This is a genomic window from Candidatus Limnocylindrales bacterium (assembly GCA_035559535.1).
Taxonomy (GTDB): domain Bacteria; phylum Moduliflexota; class Moduliflexia; order Moduliflexales; family JAUQPW01; genus JAUQPW01.
On the sequence record DATMBG010000044.1, the window covers coordinates 137,813 to 156,424 of the forward strand.

Here is an 18,612-nt window from a genome sequence, read left to right on the forward strand (position 1 = left end):
GACTTTTGAAAAGCTTGAAAAGATGGAATGGCGTGAACTAAATCGGTTAAAGAAATTCTCTGACGAGAAGTTTCAAAAGATCAATGTGTTTGAAAGCGAACGAATGTTTTGCGATATTTACTGTTTCAAACCGGGCCAGGAACAAAAAATCCATAAACATGAAGGCTCCGACAAGATTTATTACATCTTAGAAGGGCAGGGTCGCTTCAAAGTTGGATCTGAAGAAAAAGAGTTTCGAGCCGGAACATCCATCTGGATTCCCCCAGGAGTTGAACACGGAGTCAGAAACTCAGGATCGGACCCTCTGGTTACCCTGGTCTTTATGGCTCCTAAACCCTCCCACTAAACTTTATAGATAACAGGGGCTGATGAACTGAGGAAATGGCTGCAAAAATTTTCACTCTTGAAGAAGCTAACCGATTAATTCCGCAATTACGGGCTATCTTAACAGGAATCATGGAGAAGCGAGACAAAATCGCCGCCCGGCAAAAGGAAGTTTATGCGATTCGCAGGATTATAGACGGTAATGGGCATAATCCAGAAGCTTTAGGCTTCGCGGCCAAGGAACGGGAGTTAAAAGAGCTGATCAACCAACTCAATGAAGATATTGAAAAGATCAACAGTTTAGGATGTGAACTTAAAGATATTCACCTGGGTTTAGTGGATTTTCGCTCTATTCGGGAAGGACGAGAGGTTTACCTGTGCTGGAAGTTCGATGAAGATGAGATCAGTTTCTGGCATGATCTCCACACCGGATTTGCCGGTAGACAACCCCTTTTTTGATAAATGAAGATATAAGAACATGGGGACTGGGAGATGTGGGGGTTTTGGAACACGGAGACGCGGGGACTGGGAGACGCTTCAGATTTCCCCGCGTCTCCGCGTACCTGTGTCCCCGCGTTCCAAAATCCCGCGTCTCCATATTATATATTATTTCATTGAATCTTCCCTTTAAAAAACAGGTTCTTATTTGCGTGGGTCCCCATTGTGGGGGTCGGCGTGGCTCAAGTAAAATTCGATCTGCTTTTCGCCAGGAGATCCTGGTGAGAAGGCTTCACGACGAAATCAAAGAGACCCAGTGTATTTGTTTTGGATTGTGTAATTTCGGTCCTAACATTGTTATCTATCCCGATGGGATCTGGTATCACGGAGTTACCCCGGAAGATGTTCCTGAAATCATAGAAGATCATCTCATAGGTGGAAAGGTTATCCAGCGACTTCTGTTTAACGAATCTACTTAAATCTGAGGTGAGAACAGGCAGAAATGGGTAGAAGGGATCGGCCGGGCTGCCTTACTACCCAGTTCCTAACTAAAGATCATGCCGTATGACTTGTTACTTAAGAATGGAATCCTCACAACGGATTATGGGGTCTTTAAAGCCGACGTAGGAATAAAGGACGGGAAGATAGCTTTTCTAGGAAATCTGGATTCGCCCTTTCCAGGGGAAGTCCGGGAAACGATAGACCTTCAAGGTAAATACCTTTTCCCCGGTGTTGTAGACCCTCATTGCCATTTCGGTGAACCCGGCACAGCCGAGCGGGAAGATTTCGGTACAGGTACTCGAAGTGCCGCAGCAGGAGGGGTTACGACTGTTATTGAAATGCCGCTTTGCTTTCCCCCCACAGATAACCCTGAGCACTTCTACCTCAAGCTAGCCCTGGCCCAGGAAAAAGCTGTGGTGGATTTTAGCTTGTGGGGAGGTCTGGTTCCGAATAATCAGGAAGAAATCCCAAAGCTTTTTGAATTGGGAGTTCAGGCCTTTAAAGCCTTCATGTGCTATACTTCTCACTATCCTCAGGTCACAGATGGAGAGCTCCTGCAAGGGATGAAAATAATCGCCGATCTGGGCGGGTTAGTTGGTGTTCATGCCGAGAATGATGGAATTATCAAATATTATACCCAACAGCTCAAAAAAGCCGGACGTACCGATGGTAAAGCCCATGCTGAAGCACGTCCTCCCATTGCAGAATATGAAGCCATCTCCCGGGCCATTCTTTTGGCTAAAGAGGCTGAAGTAAATCTGCACATTCTCCATATGGGAATTGCCAGTGGAGCTAAACTCATCCACGAAGCAAAACAATCGGGAATTCCCGTAACTTTTGAAACCTGTCCCCATTATTTAACCCTGACGGAGGAGGATCTTCTTCGACTGGGGCCTTATGCCAAGTGCAATCCGCCTCTGAGGAGCCGGGAAAATGTAGACGCACTTTGGGAGTATGTTCTCAATGGGACCCTGGATATGATCGTCTCCGACCATGCTCCTTATACCATTGAAGATAAAAATAAGGGTTGGCAGGAAATCTTTGCAGCTCCCTCGGGTATTAACGGAATCCAGACTCTACTGCCTCTAATGATCAGTGAAGGCGTCCACAAACGCGGCTTGAACCTCGTTCACTTAGTCCGTCTCGTCTCGACCAATCCTGCCAGGCGGTTCAAATTGTATCCTAAAAAAGGAACCATCCGTATCGATTCAGATGCAGATCTGGTAGTTGTGGATCTGGATGCCCCATGGACGGTTAAAAAAGAAGATCTCTTCTATAAAAATCTCTGGAGCCCTTACGAAGGATGGACCCTCAAGGGAAAGGTTCTTACGACCTTCGTCCGTGGAAAAAAAGTCTTCGAGGAGGGGAAAATCCTTGCAGAACCCGGCTACGGTAAATGGATAGCCATGGGAAGCAGCTAAACGCTCATTCTAGAAATCGTTCTTTCAATTCCGGGGTCGGAACCCGGCACGTTTCCGTTTTACCAAACCAGCTATAACGATTTCTGGCAATGAAGTCATAAACCGCATCACGAATAAACGGTGGAACTACAATAAAAATGTATAACAGGGGCCAGAGTCCCTGTAACCTCTTGGCTATTCGCAGAGCCGCTGCCGATCTGGTATAAAACTTTTCCCCCTCTATAAGAATCAGGGTATCCAGGGCTGTTGGGGAAAGATTAAATTTTTTCAATAATCTTTGACCGGCTTCGGATTGTAAAGGCGCAAAGCGAATATGTTTTTCTGGATCTCGATCCATGACAAAGTTTACACTGGCATTGCAAAAATTGCAAACCCCGTCGAATAAAACGATGGCCTGGTCCATACCCTGTCTTTTTACTTTAAACGTTCCCAAACCAGGATCAGAATCTGCTGATCACCGGCTTGCTGGAAGGGAGGGGTTTTAAGTGTCAATCGATCTCCGGAAAACTCGAAGAATCGTTTCTGATCGGTGCCGATCCAATTGGGATACATACTGAGCTTCAAATGATGAACCACAAAACCTCCTTTTTCGTTAACTTCGTAAGTACCGCAGTAGGCAAAATACCCCTCGAAAGCTGACTTTATCTCTTCGGGAGTCCCCCCTAAAAAGTTATTGGAAGCAAACTTTGGGCGATTGGCACGGGTCAGTTGTACACACATGTGACCTTTCCCATCATACATGATCCAACCATCGGCATCGGGACCCATAGGATAGCTTACCTCTCCATTGGATTTTACCTGTTGGAAAGAAACCAGCTTCCAGGTCCCTGTAAATTGTTCCTCTGATTTTCCCAAAGACTTGGGGGAACCTGAAGAAGATTCCTGTTGGCCCAGGGCATAATTTGTAACCAAAATGAAACCCCCAATAAGAACCGCTATATGGAGATATTTCTTCATAGACCTATCCCTGTCGTTACCCTCCGGGGAAACGCCTTCAATCCTCTACCTGAAAGGAGGCTGAGGGAGTTCCTGAGGTCATATTCATCTATCTTTTTAACTCCAGGCCTTCATCCCCAGCCTCCCCCAGGCGCCAAGACAAGAAGGTTAGCCCCGGCGGGGCAACCTGTTTCCCAGGTCGCTCCTCTGGAACCTGAAAAAAATTCTGACTGACTGAAACCCCCGACTTGCGTCAGGGGCTACCCACGGTTCGCCCCTGACGGGGCTTTTCAGCTTAACCTGGCGCATAGGGGGTGTAGGGGCGAAGGTAGAACAGTTATTCAATTTAACTCTCGGCTTTGGTTCAGCATAAATAACAGGAAGATTTTCGATTACAAAGTCCATAGGATTATTCTACCACCAATTTCTTCACCATCTCGTATAACATCCGGGTGCCGAATCTTACATTTTCTACTGAGATGCGCTCATCGTTTCCATGGAAGAGGGCCAGATCCTGGTCGGCAAGTTTAAAAGGTACGAATCCATAGCTGGGAATCCCCTTTTTTCGGAAGTAATGAGAATCGGTAAATCCGACCAGAAGGGGTCTGGTCACTACCGCTCCGGGATGGTATTCTTTGGCAATCTCCCGAATGACTCGGATGAGTTCTGAATCGGCCGGAGAGGCACTGGTTGGGGTAAAAGCCAGAATAGGTTCAATGTTGATGGAGTCATCTTTAATAACCTTCCGAATCTCTTCCAGAAAGGCTACAGGATCCTCGCCGGGGAGGAGTCGGACATCAATCTGAGCGGAAGCTTCCGGTGGAATAACATTGATTTTGTTCGAGCCTTCCAACATGGTTACTGAAATAGTATTCCGAATTTCAGCGTTTGAACGGAGGTTCCTGGTAAACTGGGCGACAAAAGCGGGATCCTGGAGGGCCGATTTCAAATCCTTTAACTTTTCTCGAAAAGGCCCGGGTGCAAAATCGGCAAGATCGGCATAAAAACTCTGAACATCCGGGACTACCTTAATAGGGGTTTGATATTCGAGGAGTCTATGGAGCGCCTCGATTAATTTATTTACCGATGAATCGGCTCTGGGCATTGACCCATGACCAGGGGTACCTGTAGCCGTCAATCTTAACCAGAAGGGGGTTTTTTCAGAGACTGCTATACCATAATGTTCAACTTTTCCATCCCTCACGTAGATCCATCCAAACTCGTTCAATACAACCCCTGCATCCCGGATAAGGTCGAAGTGTTGATCAATCATGTAACCGACACCGTAGCGACCTCCGGCTTCTTCATCGGCTGTTCCCAAGAAGATAACGTCTCCTTTCAAAGGAATCTCCTGGCGTTTTAGAATCAAGACGGTCATGAGTTCTAGAATTCCCATTCCCTTCATGTCGATGGCTCCCCGTCCCCAAATATAGCCATCCTGGATCACGCCACTGAAAGGTTCCATGGACCAGAACCGCCGATCTGCCGGAACGACGTCCATATGATTCAACAAAATGATCGGTTTCTTCGAGCCATTTCCTTTAAGACGAACATAGATGTTTCCTCGTCCAGGTGCCGACTCAAAGATCTGGCTTTCGATTCCTTCCCGATCAAAAATAGATTTGAAAAATTGGGCGGCCAGAATCTCGTTTCCAGGTGGATTGGTCGTGTCAATTTGAAGATACTGGCTTAGAAGAGAAATGGCTTCTTCTTCCAACGCTTTCCAATCTGGACTGCCTTCTTGGTACTTTACCATAGGACCTCCTTCTCTATTATAAACCCTTCTATCGGTTTCCAGAAGTACTTCCCTTGTTTATCGGCGGTTATTTCCAACGCTCCCAAATTAAACGCGAACTTACCGTATCACCGGTCATGGGAAAGGTCAGGATTAACCGATCCTCAGAAACCTGGAAAAACCGTTTTCGAACGGTATTTACCCAGTTCGGAACCAGACTACCTTCCAGATAGTGTGTTACACTTCCCTCCTCCTCGTTAACCGTATAAGTACCCCAATAAGCAAGATATCCCTCAAATGCCGCTATTTTTTCTTCTGAAGTGGCTGCCAAAGGATCATTTGAGGTAAACTTCCGAAGATCGGTACGCATCAATTGTACCGACATGTGGCCCCTTCCATCATAACTGATATAACCCTTAACTTCTCGTCCCATGGGATAAACCGGGGTTCCATCTGCTCGCTGTTCCTCAAAAGAAACCAATCTCCACGTACCTGCAATAGGATCTCGAGTTTTTATATCTGAATTCACACTCAGTCGATAAAAGAAGAAACACATCCTTCTTCCCCCCAGGAGGGATTTACGGGATATCCCTCCTGCTGCCCCCTGGAGGGGAAGGTAAGGGTAACTCTCTCTCCTCACCCCCGGCCCCTCTCCCACGCTGAGGAGAGGGGCCGGGGGTGAGGAGAGAGAACTCTACTCAAACCGATACAAATACCTCTTTTCTTATACTATGTGACTCCGACCCTGTCAAGGAGGATTTAGGACTCAGGTAACAGTCCAGCAGTACCGTTTTCTACGGGTTAAAACAAATAAGGGCACGCGGTTGCGTGCCCTTAGACCCGGCTTTATAGGTTGCAGAAGGATTCTTTGTATTTTCTTACGCCTTCTTCATACTGGTAGCTTTTTTCGAGCTGGTAGACTTTTTTGAACCGGTGGTGCGGCGGATTTTTACCGTTTGGGCAACCTTGGAGCCACCTTCCTCTTTATACCAGACGGTTACCTGTTCGCCTGCCTTAAGGTCCGCAGTGCTACCCCCTCTTACTTTGGTCTTGTCAGTAAGGGTAATAGAGATAGGTTCCGGAGTCGTAGCACTTTTGCCCTTCGCCGGCGTTAGGGTAAGGGTATTCCCAGAAACCTCTTTAACAGTTCCATAGACCTTTTCAAGACCTGTAGATTTTTTCTTTTGACGGGGAGTTGTAGCTTTCTCACCGGTTGCAGTTCCAGACTTCATCTCAGGCTGTTGACCGGGCTGTGCAGATGGCTGGCTCGTCTGACCCGCCGGATTACTACTCTGGCTACTCGGTTGTTGAGCATAACTTATCCCTATCCAGGTTACGGTTACAACTAAAACTAATGTTAAGATCCCTAATTTCCTGATCATTTTTTCCTCCTAAATGGCTTCAGATAAAAAATCACGTGATGTGATCTTTTCTCCAAAGATGTTGGTCTCCTGTGATTGTTTTACACCAATTCCTTATAGGAACCTGCCGTCAGAAATTTCCTTCCTCTGAAGGCTGGTTTCAGAATGGAATTGGTATCAGAAATACGCTTCAGATTAAGAAATCTAGGTATGTTAGATTTCCTACCGGATTTAAAAGCTAGTTTTGTGCCAGCCCCCATAAAGCAACAAATTATTTATAAGCTATTATAAATTAAAAGCTTATTGTAAAGGTTAAAACTATCAGTAGGGTAAATTCCTCCTATAAACCTCTAAATCTCCAGGCTAACAGATAGATTCCCAAAAGGTTTACCAATAAAACCTGATCAGTTTGGCCGAAGAAGGTCATGGCTTAAATAAGGTATGGAAACCTTAAAAGAGGTATAACGTCCCTCTAAAATAAACCTCCCATCTGGTGAAGAAAGTGTCTTCAAAATTTGTTGATTTATCGTTGAATTCTCAGATTTATCGTAGTAAACTTTCCAACAGGGTTTCTTATTTAATCGGATAGCCATTTCAGATGGAAAGCTGTAAATCCCTTTCCTAGGCCCTTCGACTTTGCTCAGGACAGGCCTGTCGAAGCAGGGAGGGTATTTACCCTTGGCTAGGCTTTAGATAAAGAGGGAGGAGCCATCTGCCTAAGCCGATGATCAAAGTTTTTTATTTTCCAGGCTATAAGCAGATTACTCCAGTGGGGGTAAACCCCGAGACTTATCTACAATCGATTAAATAAGTATTCATATTGGACATACCCCGTGGAATTATTTAACCAGGAGGCGTACTGTTATGAGGAATCAAAACTTATTACAATTACTAGCGGCCCGTGCCGAATCTGGCAATCCACTCCGGGTTGGACTTATTGGGGCCGGTAAATTTGGGACCATGTTTTTGAGTCAAGCCCTTCGCGTGAAGGGCCTGCATGTATTAGGTATTGCCGATTTATCGGTAGAACGTATTCGCAATGCCTTACTTCGTGCAGGCTGGCCCCCAGAGCAATTTACAGCTAGTAGTTTCGTTGAAGCGTTCAAAACGGGTAAGACCTATTTAACCGATAATAGTGAAAAGCTCATTCAGGCTGAAGGGTTAGAGGTTTTGGTTGAAGCAACGGGGATTCCCACTGTTGGGATAAGGCATGCCCTTAAGGCCTTTGAAAATGGCCGCCATGTGGTCATGGTCAATGTAGAAGCCGATGTATTGGCAGGACCTCTGTTGGCCGAGCGTGCAGCTACAGCAGGCGTTGTTTATAGTCTGGCTTATGGAGATCAGCCCGCCTTGATTTGTGAGTTGGTGGAATGGGCACGGGCTTGTGGCTTTGAAGTTATCTGTGCAGGTAAAGGAACTAAATATCTTCCACTTTACCATACTTCGACCCCGGATACAGTGTGGGAGTATTTTGGCATCAAGCGGGAAAGGGCTCTGGAGGATAATCTCAATCCACGTATGTTCAATTCCTTCCTGGACGGAACCAAATCAGCTATTGAAATGGCAGCTGTGGCCAATGCGACCGGGTTGATTCCCCAACCGGAAGGTCTGAACTTCCCACCTTGTGGAGTAGATGATTTAGCCCATGTATGTCGCCCTCGAAGTGAAGGAGGTCAACTCAGTCATCCTGGTACGGTAGAAGTGGTCTCCAGCCTGGAGCGAGACGGGCGACCTGTCTTTCGGGACTTACGATGGGGAGTTTATGTGACTTTTGCGGCCCCCAACGACTATGTTAAACGTTGTTTTGTCGATTATGGCTTAAAGGTCGATTCCACAGGACGTTATGCGGCCATGTATAAGCCCTTCCATCTCATTGGATTGGAAGTCCCGATCAGTGTTCTGAGAGTAGGCTTACGTAGGGAAGCGACAGGTACTGCGACGGGATTCCGAGGAGATGTTGCAGCCATTGCCAAACGGGATCTGGCCGTCGGGGAGATCCTGGATGGAGAAGGGGGTTATTGCATCTATGGTCGATTGATGCCGGCCACTCAGGCTCTGAAATCAGGTACCCTTCCCATAGGTCTGGCCCACCACCTAAAACTCAAAAATAAGGTAGCCGCAGGCCAACCGGTTCGCTGGTCGGATGTGGAATACGATGAAACCGACCTGGCAGTGCGAATTCGGCGGGAAATGGAACAGAGATTTGGTAGCCAAAAACCCGATACGCCACTACGAGAGGCTCTTTGATAAAGCTCAAAAATCCCCTGAACTTATCAAAGGAGGATAAACCCTTTCATGAAGCAATCTCGGCTCGTTTCAAGGGATTGCTTCATGTGTAGATGGGTCTTCGCAAGATTTATATTCAGGATCCAGACAATTCCATAGATCAACCCTGGGGAATGATATATTCCATCACCTTATAGATTTGAACCGGGCCATCCCGATAAACTTCCTTAAAAAGGTCCTTTGCCTGCTCAAATTTCTCTAACCCCGCTTTGGGATAAGTCCTTCGCTCGGTGTTTCCAATATAGATATAAGATACATCATATTTTAATAGCAGTCGCAGGATATGTTCTAGGTTAGAACTGCTATAGATGGTTTGAACGGCCTGTCTTCGCTCACCGGATAGTCCCCAGTGTTCCCGTTGTTCGGCGTGGCTTGGCCATCCCAGAACAGTAGGTAATCCCGTATTTGAAGAAATACGATTGAACTCATAGAGGTAATCATCTCCAACCGCCTCCAGGATAACCGGACTTCCTTCAACCTGTTGATTTAACCAGGCAATAGCCCGATATTCCCAAGGATCTTTTACTTTCAGGTAAGCGAGTCCGTCCCAGGTGGGAGGAAGATGAATCCGGTTATAGTTATCGTGGTATTTCCGTCCGTAAACTCCCATTACGGTAAAAACCAGGGAACCTCCTATCAAGATGAATAAACCGGCCCACCAGACAGGTTTAAGACTTCGAGCAATTACCCTGAAAGGTAATCGGGCCAAAACCCCGGATCCGGGACGCTCGGGTAATCCCAAAAGCCAGTAAGGGGATATACGAAATTCAGAAGAGGTGGAAAGAACTCCTGAACGGTTAAAAAGGAGGTAAAGCAGGTAGGTGGAAGCAAGGGATAACAGAAACCAGGCCTGCATATAGAATTTAAAAATGGTATTCATACGTCGCCATTCCCCGTTGTATTCGGCTATAGTCAATTCAAGCATCTTAAAAGACTTAAAAAAGGGAATCGTTTGTCTCCAGATTTCTTCTCCCTGAAGAAAATCCCGGACGAAAATCCACTCACATCCTAAGGGAATGATCAACCCGAGCATCAAGCAAAGAAATATAAACCCATCGGATAGGGACTGAATCCGTCGTGGAAAAATAAACAGGACAAGGGCTAAAAGAAAAAGCAGCAGAACCGTAACCAGATAAGATACATCGGAAAGTAAACTTATGGAAAACCCCACCAGGAAAAGAATAAGCAGGCTATAAAAGACTTTCTTAAATCGAGGGGAATCTTTAGAAAGGGTAAAACCGGTCTTCAAGAAATAGGAAAGGATTATAAAGATAAACAGGCCAAAGAAAATGAGAAAGGAAGAAAGGGGTGTGACGGCTTTTCCTACAAGCCCTAGACCCATTTGTTGACGGTAAAAGTTTTGATAAAAAGGTAGATAAAGTAGAAGACTGAGCGGGACTAATATTCCAAATACACCTGTTATCGGTTTGAGCAGGAACCGATATAGTTTATAAAAAAATCCCTTACCCGGGAAAGATTCATAAAGGTAGGAAATTCGGCTTTGGTAAAGAGCTACAAACAACAGGAAGATAACCGCTGTGGGATAGTCCCAACTGCTGATAACGGAAAGGGTACCCAGGCCAAGAGCGTAAATCATCCAGGAGAGGAGACTTAACGGTACCTGTAACGAGGCCAAACGGGGCCAGGAGGGAATTTTCTCTTCTTCAAATAGAAGCTGAAGCCCGATCAATAGAATAAAAAGAAAGAAAGGCATGTTCAGGACATGGGCATGGAGGTCTACGAAAATGAAACTCCAGAAGGGAAATTCATGAACCGTATAAGGAAGGACCTCGTGGGCACTCCGAAAGAAGCGAAAAACGGCTTCCTTACCGCGATAAATATCGTATAACTGAACCAGTCCATCCAGATTGCCTAGGACACAGGAGAATAGAACTCCTAGAAGACCGTATCGGTATTTAGAGGTCAGGTTAAAGAGCAAACTAAAAACTTCAGATATGACCAGGGCCGGGATCAGCGCAAAGGCCAGGTTGTAGGTAATCTGGGCAGGAATTCCGGTAAGTTTGGTCAGGGTTGCAACCAGGTAGTGACCAAAGTAGTAGTAATTCAACGGAAAGCCTGATAACCAGGGATCTTGGGGAGGAAACCACTCGGATCGAATGACTGAGTTAATAAAAGAAAAATCCATGGAGCTTTCACTCCAGAATATATCGGGATTGTAAGCCCGAAAGATGAGGAAGCCGATAAACGCTGTTAAAAAAACGGCTTCGTTTATGAGAAAGTGAGAGATACGACGAGGGAAAAAAGTGTGGAGAAAATCTCGTGTAAGGCAAGTTATATAAACAGAGATTACTAGGCATAATCCCAGGGTACCCAAGATGAGGATTCTGGAATATCTAAATATACCCCAACTGACCGTAAACCAGGTTAAATAGGCCGGGATGAGAATCCCTAAAACTTTCGCTAAAGGATATCCCCCATCTGGAAGTTTTCGAAAAATCAGCACCGTGATAGGTAGAAAAATGAGCCCCATCAGTTCGATGGTTACCAGCCAGAGGATCCAACCATATCGCTCATAAAAGGGCGTCAAGGGTTCAACTTCCATTTCCCCTTTTGGAGTTCCAGGTTTAACGAAAAGGTTTTGTGAAGGATTTTCAACCTGCCGACCCAGATCTGAACGGGAGCCAGATCTGGGGCTGGTCTCCAGGGGAGTTGGTCTTAAACCCATGGACCCTGCCCCGGTATCTGTAACCGGAGGTTTCAAACCTCCTCCTGTTGTTGTGGTACCTTCGAGTTCTTCGAAGTTCTCTTCCAGGTCTTCGAAACCCGTAGGGAACAGAAGCTCCAGGGGAGGTTTTTCAACGGTCAACATTCTACTTAACAGGGCAAAGGAATCATAAACAGGGGCTGCTTCCTTTAGAATAGTTTGAATCTCAGAAGCCGACAGGTTTTTTGTTTTCTTAAATAAGAGGATCTTAGGATGATCGTAAACTGAAAAACTCTCATCGGCAAAACGGTCCTTGAAGGTTATGCGCCAGCCGGTCTTTTGAAAGGAAAGGGTCGGATATCGCGTAACGACTTCTACCAGACTAAATCCGAGTTTCCCCTCGAAAAGGAGTTTATAGTATTTAGATGTAATAGGATATCGATCTGGAACTCGCAGAATCGAGCCGTAAACCCGTTGACTGGCCAGAGCTACCAGGGTGGCACGGGATAATTTTTGAGAAAGATCCTCGAGCTTTCTCGTGTCATCGGGATGATAAAGACTTAAGGAAATTACCTGATAAATCCTGGGATCCAATCCATCGATGGGAATTGGGAGAGTTAGATCCCAATCTTCTCCAAGGATAATAGAGCCCGGTGGAATATTTACATAGATCCATTTGGAAGCAGTCGCCCGGGTATTTTCTTTTCCATAAATGGAAACAAAAGCAACGGCATAGACAGCAGAAAACAGAAACACCCCCATACCCAGAACGAAAGCAACACGATTCTTCAGGATCCTTCTTCCGGTCAGGGAAGGAACTTCCCCTGTTTTCTTGAGGTGACTTTCCCACTCTGCCAGAGCAACAGCACCCAACAAACAAAGGAAGGGGAAGATAGGGAGCAGATATCGGATAAATTTAACCTGAAGTCCGGCTGTTAGAAGAAAGTATCCCACCGTCCAGGCCAGGATGAGAGTATTAATTTTTTGATAGACTGGAGAGTTTTGATCTCTCCCCGGAAACCCTTCCGACATCTTAAACCCATAACCCCTTGCCAGGAGACTTTGGATGGGGAACTCCGGAACCCGTCTATTATCTTTGAAGACCTGAACCCATCTCTTGAGGGTCACAAAGCTCATCCAGGCAACACCGGCCAATGTTAGAATGCCCAGGAGGATCCCCATGCTATAACCGGTGAGATTTCTTAGATGATAAAAATAGGGAACCGTTTTTTCGTATTGAAGAGTATAGGGATACTGAATCACGCCTCGGACCAGATCGCTCTGTTCTTTAACCTGCCGGAAAAATTCTGAATAATCCAGTAACGCATAGGGTTGCGTGAGGAGGGCGGTTATTCCAGCAGCAAGAAAAGCCAGAATCAGAAGACTCAAACCTTTGAGAGAAAGAGCCTTTTTAATGAAAAGGAAAGTCTGTCCTGGGCCGAGAAAGGCCAGGATATGAGCCAAAACCAGAACTCCAAAGAGGGAAAGAGCACTGAACTTGGTAGCCAGAGCCATTCCTGTAAAAATACCGGTTAAAATATAATATCGAGCCTGTGCAGGTTGCTCAATTAAGCGGGCTCCAAAATAAACGGCCACCGTAACAAAGAAGGTGAGCATTCCATCTACAGTCAAAAAGTGAGAAAGCTGAATGTGAAGGACCGTCACAGCCAAAAAGGCCGCAGCAAAGAAACCTACTTTCCAGGAATAAAATTCCTTCCCTAATCTATAAAGAACCAGTAATGTGGCAGATCCCAATAAGGCCGAGAGGGCCCTTCCGGCCAGGAAGAAAGCTTCATAAGGAGATAGGCTAGGAAAAAATAGAAGGGTAAGCTGTTGACTGAGTTTGAGTAGATAGATCGGTAAGGACCCATAAGCAAAGAAGTGAGGATTCAGATTTTTCGTTGAAATTTCCTCAACGGCATAGAAGAGTCGAAGCTCATCGGGATGAAAGGCATAACTCGGGGCTCCCCAGTTCAATCCATAAAAACGAAGAATAACCCCTAACAACAAGATTAAACAAAAAAGATAATTCCGTTTCATAGTCAACGCCAAGATATCAGGTCCAGGAAATTACGTCAAGATTTTCCTGGGGAAGGGTTTAAATTTGAAAGTCCTGGAATTTAAAATTTTATTTTCCTACTTTCCAAAAAAAGTCTTGACGCTATATTATACTGTGTAGTAATTAACCTTCAATCCATTTCAGATAGAAAATCTCTCAATTTATAAATACGTGAGTCAGGAGGATAAATGGAAACCGCTCCGACAGGTGGGGCAACTTAGCTCGCTGGGAATAGCAATGGCCATGTCCATTGTCATTGGCGTTGCTATTGGACTGTATCTGGATAGTCTCCTGGGAACTAAACCCTGGATGTTTTTACTTTTTATGATCTTTGGAATTGCGGCAGGGTTTAGTATCGTCATTAAAGAGGTAACTAAACTTGGTAAAGAGGACTCCCGTGAAAAGTTCGAAGGAGGTGACAAACCCCCGACAAGGGATTAGCATCCGACAAATCGAAGTAAACTACGCCCGGCTATTGGTGGCTGTGGTAGTGGCCAGCTTAATTTTTCAAAATCTTTACTTTACGCTGGGCATTTTAATCGGAGGGGGAGTTTGTCTACTTAATTTTCGAGGACTTACCTTCTCGGTGCGAAGGACGTTAATTCCTCATCGAATTCCTGCAAAGGTTAACCTTCTTTATTTTCTTGGATTCTTCTTTCGATTCGGACTGATTGCCCTGGCAACTCTCTATGTTTTTAAACTCAAAACAGGCGGGTTGATAGGCTTTATTTTGGGACTATCCTTAATTCTGATGGCTATAACCCTGACGGGAATCGGTCAGGCCATTCAAGAACAGAGGCAAAAGAAATCACAACGTTTGTAATGCCTTGTAAAGTTAAATTTGAATAGCTATTCTGCCCTCCCCCCCAACCCCCTCGCCTGAGGCTTCAGGCGAGGGGGTTGGGGAGTTGACCCGGAGATCTTCTCGCTCTCCTCTTCGCCCCTACCCCTTCCTTCCCCGTCCACGGGGAGGGTGAGGGAGGGGGAGAGGGGTCGGGGGTTAGGGCTACTTAAAAGTCAAGCAAAACTAAGTAAACAGAGTAGTAACAACGGACATTGTTACTACCTTCAGGGTAAAGATCATCCAAAAGAAATGGAAAAACTCGAACATCCGACACTCATCGGTACTTTGTTGAGCTGGATTGGTCTACATATACCGGAACATGTGCTCATGACGTGGCTGGTCATGATCATTTTAATAGGCTTGGGGTACTTTATATCCAGGAATATCACTTTTATTCCTTCACGGCTTCAATCGGTTATTGAGATTTTAGTCCTGGCCCTGGATAACTTATTAGAAGATACGGTTGGGCCCAAAGGAAGAAAATATCTACCTCTGGTAGGAACACTGGCTTTGTATATTTTTCTCTCCAATATTCTTGGGCTAATCCCCGGTTTCAAGTCTCCGACCAGCAGTTTAAATACAACGGCATCATGTGCTCTGGTTGTTTTTATTTACTACAACTATCAGGGAATTCGAGAGCATGGGGCCTGGAATTATATCCGGCACTTTATGGGACCTGGTCTTGGGGAGAAAAACATTCCCTGGTTGGCTCCCCTGATGTTCCCGGTGGAAATTATTAGCCATGTTGCCCGACCTCTTTCTCTGTCGATGCGTCTTTTTGGCAATATCATGGGTGAGGATCTGGTTCTTGCCGTACTCATGGTTTACATTACCCCCCTTGTGGTTCCCCTACCCATGATGTTTATGGCTGTTTTCACGAGTCTTATTCAGACCTTCATCTTCGTTCTTCTAACTTGCCTGTACCTTGCCGGTGCTGTAGCTGGGGAGGAAGAACATTAAAAGGATAAGGGAGGAATAGAGGGATCTGGAGTATCTATTTCTCCCTTATCCTTATATAACTAGAAAAAAGGAGGAAAACACGTGTTCTCAAAGAAAACCCTTGTTGTAACTGCCTTTGTAATGTTGATTGCTTTTGTTGCATTACCGGTTTTGGCTGCTGAAAAAACCGCTGAGGAGTCTGCGGGCGGGGCTAATCGAATTACTTACTTTTCCGTAGCCGTTTTTACCGGTGGATTCGCCATGGCCATCGGCTCTTTGATTACCAGTTTAAGCCAGGGACGCGCCATTGTAAGTGCCTGCGATGGAATTGCCAGAAACCCTGGGGCAGCACCACGAATCCAAACGGCTATGATTATCGGTCTGGCCTTTATCGAATCTATTGCTATTTACGTGTTGGTTACCGTACTGATTATCTTCTTTGTCGATCCCTTTGGTTTACTGGGTTAAATCCAAGAAATACGGAAGTGTGGGAGTCCTCCCACACTCCCAAACTCCCATACCCCCATATCCCTACACTCCCATACTTACTTAGCTTTGGTTTTCTTCCGGCTGAGTTTTTCCACGTATTTCTTGAGGGAAGTAACTTCTTCAGGGGTTAAGAACCGATAGCTTCCCTTCTCAAGTCCTTGCAGGGTTAAAGGCCCCAGAGCTACCCGTATCAACCGAGAAACAGGATGTCCCACCGCCTCACACATACGTCGAACCTGGCGTTTTTTACCTTCATAAATTGTTATTTGAAGCCAGGCATTTTTCCCGGTTGTTCGTAAAAGCCGGACTTTAGCCGGTTTTGTTTTCCCATCTTCCAGTCGGATTCCTTGGGATAGCCGATTGAGATCCTTCTCATCGGGAATGCCATGTACCCGTACCTCATAGGTTTTAGGAACTTCAAATTTAGGATGTTGGAGAATATAGGCCAGCTCTCCATCATCGGTCAAAAAGACCAGGCCTTCGGAATTAAAATCCAGTCTTCCCACGGGAAAGACCCGACCCTTTAGCTTGGGAAGCAAATCGGCCAGGGTCGGCTTGGTTTCATCTGTTTTGAAGGTTGTCAAATACCCAGCCGGTTTATAGAGGAGGAGGTAATGGTAAGATTTTTTAAGAGAGATCTGCTTTCCGTCTACCTGGATAATATCCTGGGTTGGGTCTACTTTGGTTCCCAGTTGGGTAACAATTTTACTGTTGACCATAACCCGACCCTCTTTAATCAGCCGCTCACTCTCCCGCCGAGAAGCAATTCCTGCCCTTGCTAAAACCTTTTGTAATCTTTCCATCATGATACCATTTCTTCAAACTCATCGGGCTCAGGCAGCTCGGATAAATCATTTAACCCGAAGTGTCGGAGAAATTCTGGGGTTGTTCCGTACACAGCCGGTCGGCCCGGCACTTCCTTTTTACCGATAATACGGATCAATCCACGCTCTAAAAGGGTTTTGATAACCCCATCAACATTAACACCGCGAATCTCTTCGATCTCGGGCTTTGTAATGGGTTGTTTATATGCTATAATCGCCAGGGTTTCTAGAGAAGGAAGAGACAATTTGGAGCGTTTTTTGAGGATATTTAACTTTTTGATCCAGCGGGCATACTCGAGTTTGGTTGCCAATTGATAACCTCCTGCCACTCGAACCATTCGAAACCCTCGTCCCGGCTCCTGATACTCCCGATCTAACTGGCTTAGCATGGCGGAGATACTCTGGGGGTCTACCCCTTCTAAAACCTCGCAGATTCTATCCAAAGTAAGGGGTTCTGGGGATGCAAAGAGAAGGGCCTCAAGGGTAGCTTTAATTTCCTGGGTATCCATATTCCTTCGGACGTTGAAACTTTTTAAGATTAAAGGTTGAGAACTTATTACTTACAAAATAAACCTTTGTCAAGGGTTTTGGTCTTTAAAATTGTAGAATCAGGAATTGAGAGTGAAAAAGGTATTGACAAAATCGAACCAGGAACCCTTATATAGTAAAGGGAGACAGATATTTTGGCTATAAGATTCACTCACTAAAACAATCAGTTAACTAAGGACCTCGAATTAAGAATTAACATCGTAAGCAGGTAGGGAGATGATGGGTATAGGGTTCTTCTTGTTTACTACAATCCTCTTCTCCCTGTTCTCTACCTTCAGCCAGGCAGAAAATTCTCCTTCCCCTATACTGGCTAAAATCGACGGGATTGAAATAACCGTAGAAGAGTTTAAAGCCTCCTTTGATAATCTTCCGGCAGAAACTAAAAAGAAGTACTCCACCCCAGAGGGCAAGGAAAAATTCTTGGAAGAGTTGATAAATCAAAAAATTCTCTTAAAAGAGGCAGAAAGTCGAGGTATTCCTGAAAGGAAAGAAGTTATTCAACAAATTAAGGAGGCCACTGCACAAATTATCATTGTCAACCTCATAAATGAGCTCAAACGGGATGTTAAAATCACCGAAGCCGAAGCGCGCCAATACTATGAAGAGCACAAGGATGAATTCCGCACCATAGACCAGGTTCGAGTTCGTCATATCTTGATCAGGCCAGCTTCTGCAGATTCAGATGCCGATACAAAAGCTAAGGAAAAAGCCGAAAAAATTCTAGAGTTGATTCGAAGTGGAGCTGACTTCGGCACCATGGCCAAGCAGATCTCGGAGGATAAAGTTTCCGGTCAAAAAGGAGGAGATTTAGGCTATTTAACCCGGGAGCAGATGGATCCCGAGGTAGCCAGATTCGTCTTCTCTATGAACCCTGGAGAAATTGCCGGACCGATCAAAACCAATGTGGGTTATCATATTATCAAATTAGATGAGAAAAAGTTGGGAGATCAGTTGGATTTTGAGAGGGTTGAGAATAAGGTACGGGATAGAGCTTTGCTGGACAAACAATCCCGAGTTGCCGGTGAACTTCTGGCCTCTTTGAAGAAAAATTTAAAAATTGTACTTGACAAGGAGCAGTTAGATTTGATTAAGTAAACCTTTGTAAGGAGATGTTTCAAAGTTACTTTAAGTTAGAAAGGAGGTGATAGGGGTTAACTTTTGTTAAGTCAAGGGTTTAAAGTGTGCGTCGTTTGTTTATTTATTAATGTTACCGGTGTTTTAATGTTTCAAAGGTGATAATC

18 protein-coding genes are annotated in these 18,612 nt (G+C 45.3%); 10 read left to right on the forward strand and 8 right to left on the reverse strand.

The window, feature by feature from the left end; translation table 11 throughout:
* Positions 1-22 precede the first annotated feature (22 nt).
* The 4 genes from VNM22_17010 (at position 23) to allB (ending at position 2,684) form a co-directional block, all read left to right on the forward strand.
* Positions 23-346, forward strand: coding sequence for a cupin domain-containing protein (locus VNM22_17010; protein HWP48857.1), 324 nt, complete (start codon positions 23-25; stop codon positions 344-346).
* 35 nt (positions 347-381) lie between these two features.
* The gene (locus tag VNM22_17015) at positions 382-783 is read left to right on the forward strand and encodes a DUF2203 domain-containing protein (GenBank protein ID HWP48858.1); all 402 of its coding nucleotides are present in this window, start codon (positions 382-384) and stop codon (positions 781-783) included.
* A 260-nt stretch (positions 784-1,043) separates the two neighbouring features.
* Positions 1,044-1,241 (forward strand): hypothetical protein, encoded by a 198-nt coding sequence (locus VNM22_17020; protein HWP48859.1) that lies wholly within the window; start codon positions 1,044-1,046, stop codon positions 1,239-1,241.
* A gap of 78 nt (positions 1,242-1,319) precedes the next feature.
* Positions 1,320-2,684 carry an allantoinase AllB gene (allB, locus tag VNM22_17025; GenBank protein HWP48860.1) on the forward strand — a complete coding sequence of 455 codons (1,365 nt, stop codon included), beginning with the start codon at positions 1,320-1,322 and terminating at the stop codon, positions 2,682-2,684.
* A gap of 4 nt (positions 2,685-2,688) precedes the next feature.
* Here allB and VNM22_17030 read toward each other — a convergent pair whose 3' ends face one another.
* The 5 genes from VNM22_17030 to VNM22_17050 all read right to left on the reverse strand — a co-directional run bounded on the left by VNM22_17030 (position 2,689) and on the right by VNM22_17050 (position 6,737).
* The gene (locus VNM22_17030; GenBank protein ID HWP48861.1) at positions 2,689-3,087 is read right to left on the reverse strand and encodes a thiol-disulfide oxidoreductase DCC family protein; all 399 of its coding nucleotides are present in this window, start codon (positions 3,085-3,087) and stop codon (positions 2,689-2,691) included.
* 11 nt (positions 3,088-3,098) lie between these two features.
* Entirely contained in the window at positions 3,099-3,641 is a 543-nt protein-coding gene (locus VNM22_17035) for a lipocalin-like domain-containing protein (protein ID HWP48862.1), read from the reverse strand.
* 388 nt (positions 3,642-4,029) lie between these two features.
* Positions 4,030-5,376: a M20/M25/M40 family metallo-hydrolase gene (locus VNM22_17040; GenBank protein ID HWP48863.1), complete on the reverse strand. Its 1,347-nt coding sequence runs from the start codon at positions 5,374-5,376 to the stop codon at positions 4,030-4,032.
* A gap of 67 nt (positions 5,377-5,443) precedes the next feature.
* Positions 5,444-5,911 carry a lipocalin-like domain-containing protein gene (locus VNM22_17045; GenBank protein ID HWP48864.1) on the reverse strand — a complete coding sequence of 156 codons (468 nt, stop codon included), beginning with the start codon at positions 5,909-5,911 and terminating at the stop codon, positions 5,444-5,446.
* Between the two features lie 322 nt (positions 5,912-6,233).
* Positions 6,234-6,737 (reverse strand): DUF5666 domain-containing protein, encoded by a 504-nt coding sequence (locus VNM22_17050; protein ID HWP48865.1) that lies wholly within the window; start codon positions 6,735-6,737, stop codon positions 6,234-6,236.
* 843 nt (positions 6,738-7,580) lie between these two features.
* Here VNM22_17050 and VNM22_17055 point away from each other — a divergent pair.
* The gene (locus VNM22_17055) at positions 7,581-8,963 is read left to right on the forward strand and encodes an SAF domain-containing protein (GenBank protein HWP48866.1); all 1,383 of its coding nucleotides are present in this window, start codon (positions 7,581-7,583) and stop codon (positions 8,961-8,963) included.
* 139 nt (positions 8,964-9,102) lie between these two features.
* Here the strand turns inward: VNM22_17055 and VNM22_17060 are convergent, their stop codons facing one another.
* The gene (locus tag VNM22_17060; protein HWP48867.1) at positions 9,103-13,707 is read right to left on the reverse strand and encodes a DUF2298 domain-containing protein; all 4,605 of its coding nucleotides are present in this window, start codon (positions 13,705-13,707) and stop codon (positions 9,103-9,105) included.
* A gap of 190 nt (positions 13,708-13,897) precedes the next feature.
* Between VNM22_17060 and VNM22_17065 the strand changes: the two genes are divergently transcribed.
* From VNM22_17065 to VNM22_17080, 4 genes are all read left to right on the forward strand, one after another.
* On the forward strand, positions 13,898-14,167 hold the full coding sequence (locus tag VNM22_17065) for an AtpZ/AtpI family protein (GenBank protein HWP48868.1): 270 nt from the start codon (positions 13,898-13,900) through the stop codon (positions 14,165-14,167).
* The gene (locus VNM22_17070; protein ID HWP48869.1) at positions 14,124-14,549 is read left to right on the forward strand and encodes an ATP synthase subunit I; all 426 of its coding nucleotides are present in this window, start codon (positions 14,124-14,126) and stop codon (positions 14,547-14,549) included. The genes VNM22_17065 and VNM22_17070 overlap by 44 nt, the downstream gene beginning before the upstream one ends.
* Positions 14,550-14,819: 270 nt before the next feature.
* Entirely contained in the window at positions 14,820-15,530 is a 711-nt protein-coding gene (locus VNM22_17075; GenBank protein ID HWP48870.1) for a F0F1 ATP synthase subunit A, read from the forward strand.
* Positions 15,531-15,611: 81 nt separating this feature from the next.
* Positions 15,612-15,977, forward strand: coding sequence for an ATP synthase F0 subunit C (locus tag VNM22_17080; protein HWP48871.1), 366 nt, complete (start codon positions 15,612-15,614; stop codon positions 15,975-15,977).
* Between the two features lie 77 nt (positions 15,978-16,054).
* Here the strand turns inward: VNM22_17080 and VNM22_17085 are convergent, their stop codons facing one another.
* A complete protein-coding gene (locus VNM22_17085; GenBank protein ID HWP48872.1) occupies positions 16,055-16,804 on the reverse strand; it encodes a pseudouridine synthase in 750 nt (249 codons plus the stop codon).
* Complete coding sequence (scpB, locus tag VNM22_17090; GenBank protein ID HWP48873.1) at positions 16,801-17,331, reverse strand: SMC-Scp complex subunit ScpB; 531 nt, start codon at positions 17,329-17,331, stop codon at positions 16,801-16,803. The genes VNM22_17085 and scpB overlap by 4 nt, the downstream gene beginning before the upstream one ends.
* A gap of 256 nt (positions 17,332-17,587) precedes the next feature.
* Between scpB and VNM22_17095 the strand changes: the two genes are divergently transcribed.
* Positions 17,588-18,466, forward strand: coding sequence for a peptidylprolyl isomerase (locus tag VNM22_17095; GenBank protein ID HWP48874.1), 879 nt, complete (start codon positions 17,588-17,590; stop codon positions 18,464-18,466).
* The last annotated feature ends 146 nt before the right edge of the window (positions 18,467-18,612 follow it).

Coding starts and splice junctions, on each gene's coding strand:
- VNM22_17010 (HWP48857.1), top strand. CDS start 23: ATGGAATGGCGTGAACTAAATCGGTTAAAGAAATTCTCTGACGAGAAG.
- VNM22_17015 (HWP48858.1), top strand. CDS start 382: ATGGCTGCAAAAATTTTCACTCTTGAAGAAGCTAACCGATTAATTCCG.
- allB (HWP48860.1), top strand. CDS start 1,320: ATGCCGTATGACTTGTTACTTAAGAATGGAATCCTCACAACGGATTAT.
- VNM22_17030 (HWP48861.1), bottom strand. CDS start 3,087: ATGGACCAGGCCATCGTTTTATTCGACGGGGTTTGCAATTTTTGCAAT.
- VNM22_17035 (HWP48862.1), bottom strand. CDS start 3,641: ATGAAGAAATATCTCCATATAGCGGTTCTTATTGGGGGTTTCATTTTG.
- VNM22_17040 (HWP48863.1), bottom strand. CDS start 5,376: ATGGTAAAGTACCAAGAAGGCAGTCCAGATTGGAAAGCGTTGGAAGAA.
- VNM22_17045 (HWP48864.1), bottom strand. CDS start 5,911: ATGTGTTTCTTCTTTTATCGACTGAGTGTGAATTCAGATATAAAAACT.
- VNM22_17050 (HWP48865.1), bottom strand. CDS start 6,737: ATGATCAGGAAATTAGGGATCTTAACATTAGTTTTAGTTGTAACCGTA.
- VNM22_17055 (HWP48866.1), top strand. CDS start 7,581: ATGAGGAATCAAAACTTATTACAATTACTAGCGGCCCGTGCCGAATCT.
- VNM22_17060 (HWP48867.1), bottom strand. CDS start 13,707: ATGAAACGGAATTATCTTTTTTGTTTAATCTTGTTGTTAGGGGTTATT.
- VNM22_17075 (HWP48870.1), top strand. CDS start 14,820: ATGGAAAAACTCGAACATCCGACACTCATCGGTACTTTGTTGAGCTGG.
- VNM22_17085 (HWP48872.1), bottom strand. CDS start 16,804: ATGATGGAAAGATTACAAAAGGTTTTAGCAAGGGCAGGAATTGCTTCT.
- scpB (HWP48873.1), bottom strand. CDS start 17,331: ATGGATACCCAGGAAATTAAAGCTACCCTTGAGGCCCTTCTCTTTGCA.
- VNM22_17095 (HWP48874.1), top strand. CDS start 17,588: ATGATGGGTATAGGGTTCTTCTTGTTTACTACAATCCTCTTCTCCCTG.